Below are 5,410 nucleotides of genomic sequence, written 5' to 3' on the forward strand. Positions count from 1 at the left end.
GGGTAAGCTGCACGGCCGTGACCGCCTTCTTTTTCTTGGCATCGTAGCTGCGCCCTATCTTTCCCTTTTCGACCCCGCCGAGCACGAACTCGTCGACGTGCACCGTGCCGTCCATCGGGTGGTTCCCGCTGGACGCCATGGCCTCCCTTACCTTGAGCATGAACAGGCGGGCGGTCTTTTCGGTGACACCGTAGCGCACGCCCATGTAACTGGCCGACAGGCTCTTTGTACTGGTCGACATCTCGAAACAGATGAAAAAGGCCTTTCGAGGACCGAACTTGACCTTATGGAAAAGCGTGTTGGCAGTGGCCGAATCGGTATGGCCGCAGATGTTGCACGTCCTCGAAAAGTCTTTTCTTACCTGCGCTGCGACATGGTTACATTTGACGCATTTGAAACCCTCTTTCCATTTGATCCCGGCGAGATACTCCTTGCAGTCCAGATCCGTTTTGAAGCGATCGGAGAACTCTAGAAGGTTTTGACCCTTGAAAATATCCATATAAACCCTATATTTATTGAATTCAAAAGTATGAATTTATCTACTGACCTTTATAAATGTAATCTTACATCGATTGTGAAAAGAAATAATTCAGTAAAACTGTATATCACTTCTAATCAGGTTTTTCTAAATTTAAAGAATTGAACGAATACTATATCGGCTTAGAAAGTTTTAACAAAATAGAATATTATAATTTTAAACTTTTTGGTTTAAAAGGTTGACCTCCTCCCTTTAAACCGGACGTTTTAAAACTAGAGAATTCCGGGCGAATAAATGTTTAACTTTAAACAAGTATTTGCTTATGAAACGATCAAAGTATTCTGAATCGCAGATCGTCTTTGCGATCAAACAGGTAGAGACCGGTACGCGTATCCAAGAGGTGTGCCGTAAGATGGGTATCAGTGAGGCCACTTTTTACAATTGGAAGAAGAAATACGGAGGGCTTGGTGTCTCTGAACTACGTAGGTTGAAGAACCTCGAGGAAGAGAATTCACAGTTGAAGAAACTGGTGGCCGACCTAAGCCTTGACGAACAGATTTTGCAGGACGTGCTGAAAAAAAAGTTCTGAGACCGTCCCGAAAACGTGGGATGGTCGATACCATCAGGATGGAGTACAACATCTCCGTTCAACGTTGCTGCAAGCTTATATTGCTGCATAAGAGCGTATTTTATTACAAGGCCAAAGGGCGTAGCGATGAACTGCTTCGCATGCGGATGAACGAGATAGCTCCGTTCCGCCGCACATAGACAACCTACCGAAGGGAATGCCTCTGGTCCGAACGAATGCTGGAGTATGGATTTTGTATGTGACCAGCTTTATAACGGCAGACGGTTCAGGGCCTTAACTGTAGTGGATAACTTTAGTCGCAAGTGTCTTTGCATACATGCGGGAAGTTCGCTCAAAGGAAGCGATGTGGTACAGGTCATGGAAACCATTACTTTTGGGAACGGAGTACTCCCCGAACGTATCAAAGTGGATAACGGGAGCGAGTTCATCAGTAAAATATTGGACAAATGGGCATACGAGAACGAGGTGGAGCTAGACTTCTCAAGACCGGGAAAACCAACGGACAACCCATTTATCGAAAGCTTCAACGGTTCGTTCAGGGACGAATGTTTGAACGCCAATTGGTTCTTTTCTTTGGAAGATGCACAGGAAAAGTTCGATATTTGGAGGGAGGACTATAATGGCTTTAGACCGCACAACTCGTTGGGGGACATGTCCCCCAACGAGTTCATCGGAATTAATGAAAACAGCCCGGATTCTCTAGTTATGACCGGCACCTAAATATGGGAGGAGGTCAATGCATATTGGGTAAACCAATCAATATGTTGTGATACGAATTTTCAAAAATGAAGCTTCATCATTTTTTGAAAAATAACAAAACTACTTTAGGAATTATGTTCTTATAGGCTAAATTCATAATCTTATTTCGTACCCACATAGATATATCCATTAATTGGTTCTAAAGGTTGTTCACTGCCATTGATTGATATGATGTAGTAATAGGTTCCTGTAGGTACAAGGCCTGAATTACCAACTGAATTGCTTGGGGCAATTCCACCCCAATCATTCTTGTAATCTTTACCTTCATATACCTTATCACCCCATCGGTTAAATATCATAACGTCATAAGTAAATTCGCAGTACTCCACACCTTTGATTTCAAAATAATCATTGACACCATCGCCATTGACGGTTACGGTTTTAGACACTTTGATTTCATCTCGATTACAAGGCACGCAGTCTTTATTGGTCGTGATATAAAAGTCTACATAATATTTACAGGTACCACCAGTGGAAGAATACATAATTTTATATTCCCCAATTTCAAGTCCATAAGGAACGAAAGTGGTATTGTTCAAGTAGACATCGTCCAGTTCAGTTTCAAAGGTACCATTGATATCAAATCCTTCTGGTAAGTAATCAATCAGATTAATTGGATCATCTTCCACACAAATGTCAATAAATACCTCTTGCAGTTGAGGTTGCATTACAAAGACTATCTGTTGGAAAGATTCTGTGTTTCCACAAGAATCGGTAACTACCCAGGTACGGATAACCATATAATCGTCAGTGTCGTCAGAGAATTCTGTTTCCTCATTGAATACAACATCATAGTCACCACAACCGCCCATAAAGGTCAGTTCGGGCACCTCAGGTAGTTCATCACCACAAATAATGATTACTTCTTCTTCATACGGACTTGCACTAATGTCATTATCTAAGATGGTTCCAATACCTTCTCCGTCAAGCATGTTGATTCCTGCTGGTGGAACGGCATCGAAGGCGAGTGCGATGTCCAATGTCTCGGTAGCCTCGATGAGCATGTCGTCCACGATGTTTATGGTCACCAGTTGTGTATCCCCTGAGAGCGTTCCGGCAGGGAAGGTCACGAAGGCATCGGTATTGGCTACTGTATAATCATCAGGATTAATAGCCGTATTGTCGGTCACGTTGAAGTTGACGTTGAAGGCATCTTGAACAGTATTCCCTGTATAAGAGATTACAAATTCAGCAGTACCGGCATCTTCGTTTACCGTAAAGTCGCTAACAACAATACCTTCGGTAGGACCGTTGGCATCGTTATCGGTAATGGTACCCACGGCAGCATCGTCGAGCATGTTGATTCCTGCTGGTGGAACGGCATCGAAGGCGAGTGCGATGTCCAATGTCTCGGTAGCCTCGATGAGCATATCGTCCACGATGTTTATGGTCACCAGTTGTGTATCCCCTGAGAGCGTTCCGGCAGGGAAGGTCACGAAGGTATCGGTATTGGCGACGGTATAGTCATCCGGGCTGATGGCGGTATTGTCAGTTACATTGAAGTTGACGTTGAATGTGTCCTGTACGGTGTTACCGGTGTAAGAGATTACAAATTCAGCAGTACCGGCATCTTCGTTTACCGTAAAGTCGCTAACGGCAATACCTTCGGTAGGACCGTTGGCATCATTGTCAGTAATTGTCCCTACGGCAGCATCGTCAAGCATATTGATGCCTGCTGGTGCAGGAACATCAAACGCAAGTGTGATATCCAGGGTCTCAGCCATTTCGTTTAGCTCATCATCTATGATGCTCACCGTAATTGTCTGCGCATCACCATCCACTGTACCTGCTGGGAATACCAAAGCTCCACTTACAGCTACTACATTATAGTCATCCGGGTTGATGGCGGTATTATCAGTTACATTGAAGTTGACGTTGAAGGCATCTTGAACAGTATTCCCTGTATAAGAGATTACAAATTCAGCAGTACCGGCATCTTCGTTTACCGTAAAGTCGCTAACGGCAATACCTTCGGTAGGACCGTTCGCATCGTTGTCGGTAATGGTACCCACGGCAGCATCATCGAGCATGTTGATTCCTGCTGGTGGAACGGCATCGAAGGCGAGTGCGATGTCCAATGTCTCAGTACCGGCATCTTCGTTTACCGTAAAGTCGCTAACGGCAATACCTTCGGTAGGACCGTTGGCATCATTGTCGGTGATGGTGCCCACACCGTTGCCGTCAAGCATGTTGATACCAGCTGGAGGCGTAGCATCGAAAGCAAGTGCGATGTCCAATGTCTCGTTGGCCTCGATGAGCATATCGTCCACGATGTTGATAGTCACTACAAGAAATGACCCAGAAGCTGTTCCAGCCGGGAATGTTACGAAGGTATCGGTATTGGCGACGGTATAGTCATCAGGGTTGATAGCCGTATTGTCGGTCACGTTGAAGTTAACGTTGAAGGCATCCCGTACGGTGTTACCAGTGTAAGAGATTACAAATTCAGCAGTACCGGCATCTTCGTTTACCGTAAAGTCACTAACGGCAATACCTTCGGTAGGACCGTTCGCATCGTTGTCGGTAATGGTACCCACGGCAGCATCGTCAAGCATGTTGATTCCTGCTGGTGGAACGGCATCGAATGTAAGTGCGATGTCCAATGTCTCGGTAGCCTCGATGAGCATGTCGTCCACGATGTTTATGGTCACCAGTTGTGTATCCCCTGAGAGCGTTCCGGCAGGGAAGGTCACGAAGGTATCGGTATTGGCGACGGTATAGTCATCCGGGCTGATGGCGGTATTGTCAGTTACATTGAAGTTGACGTTGAATGTGTCCTGTACGGTGTTACCGGTGTAAGAGATTACAAATTCAGCAGTACCGGCATCTTCGTTTACCGTAAAGTCGGCCACTGCGACCCCTTCGGTAGGACCGTTCGCATCGTTGTCGGTAATGGTACCCACGGCAGCATCGTCGAGCATGTTGATTCCTGCTGGTGGAACGGCATCGAAGGCGAGTGCGATGTCCAATGTCTCGGTAGCTTCGATAAGCATATCGTCCACGATGTTTATGGTCACCAGTTGTGTAACCCCTGAGAGCGTTCCGGCAGGGAAGGTCACGAAGGCATCGGTATTGGCGACGTTATAGTCATCCGGGCTGATGGCGGTATTGTCGGTCACGTTGAAGTTGACGTTGAATGTGTCCTGTACGGTGTTACCGGTATAAGAGATTACAAATTCAGCAGTACCGGCATCTTCGTTTACCGTAAAGTCGCTAACGGCAATACCTTCGGTAGGACCGTTGGCATCGTTGTCGGTAATGGTACCCACGGCAGCATCGTCAAGCATGTTGATACCAACTGGAGGCGTAGCATCAAACGCGAGTGTTATATCTAAAGTTTCCGTTGCTTCGATAAGCATATCGTCCACGATGTTTATGGTCACCAGTTGTGTATCCCCTGAGAGCGTTCCGACAGGGAAGGTCACGAAGGCATCGGTATTGGCGACGTTATAGTCATCCGGGCTGATGGCGGTATTGTCGGTCACGTTGAAGTTGACGTTGAAGGCATCTTGAACAGTATTCCCTGTATAAGAGATTACAAATTCAGCAGTACCGGCATCTTCGTTTACCGTAAAGTCGCTAAC

At 46.0% G+C, this 5,410-nt stretch carries 1 protein-coding gene and 2 pseudogenes; 1 reads left to right on the forward strand and 2 read right to left on the reverse strand.

Features of this window, described 5'->3' with window-relative positions; genetic code table 11:
- Positions 1-499, reverse strand: a pseudogene (locus BFP77_RS16765) (IS1595 family transposase); the annotation flags it as partial.
- 301 nt (positions 500-800) lie between these two features.
- Here BFP77_RS16765 and BFP77_RS16770 point away from each other — a divergent pair.
- Positions 801-1,787, forward strand: a pseudogene (locus tag BFP77_RS16770) (IS3 family transposase).
- A gap of 140 nt (positions 1,788-1,927) precedes the next feature.
- Here the strand turns inward: BFP77_RS16770 and BFP77_RS16775 are convergent.
- On the reverse strand, positions 1,928-5,410 hold a 3,483-nt coding region (locus BFP77_RS16775; protein ID WP_180272386.1), incomplete at its 5' end, for a Calx-beta domain-containing protein.

The sequence above is a fragment of the Maribacter sp. 4U21 genome, assembly GCF_002742365.1.
Lineage (GTDB): Bacteria > Bacteroidota > Bacteroidia > Flavobacteriales > Flavobacteriaceae > Maribacter.